This window comes from Pseudomonas sp. 2995-3 (assembly GCF_002742565.1).
Classification (GTDB): Bacteria; Pseudomonadota; Gammaproteobacteria; order Pseudomonadales; family Pseudomonadaceae; genus Aquipseudomonas; species Aquipseudomonas edaphica.
This window is the reverse complement of sequence record NZ_LJSB01000050.1, coordinates 1-319: the sequence shown is the minus strand read 5'-3', so window position 1 is coordinate 319 and position 319 is coordinate 1. Positions and strand designations below refer to the sequence as shown.

Annotated in this window: 1 protein-coding gene; it reads left to right on the top strand. The window is 35.1% G+C overall.

The features are described 5' to 3' along the window. Window positions 1-4: 4 nt before the first annotated feature. Window positions 5-319 (top strand): histidine kinase dimerization/phospho-acceptor domain-containing protein (locus AOA62_RS01760; protein WP_368665700.1); only part of this gene is annotated, 315 nt, incomplete at its 3' end.

The window sequence follows — 319 nt, the reverse complement described above, 5'->3', positions numbered from 1 at the left end:
CTTTATATCTCATATATCTCATGATCTTCGGACACCAATCACATACATTAAAGGATATTCTGCGGTTATGAAAGATGCTTATGAGATAAAGCATGAAGACTGGAAACGTAATTTGCAGGTTATATATAATGAAGCAACGCGAATGGAACAACTTGTTAGTGACTCGTTCTTACTCACAAAACTTGAAGAGGGAAGACTCAAGTTAGAAAAGGGAAACGTTTCATTAGCTTCTTGGCTTCGAAATTTATATTCCAGTCGAGCGTTAATGTTTGATCAAAAAGGAATAAGACATCAATTAATTATTCAAGAGGCATGTGAG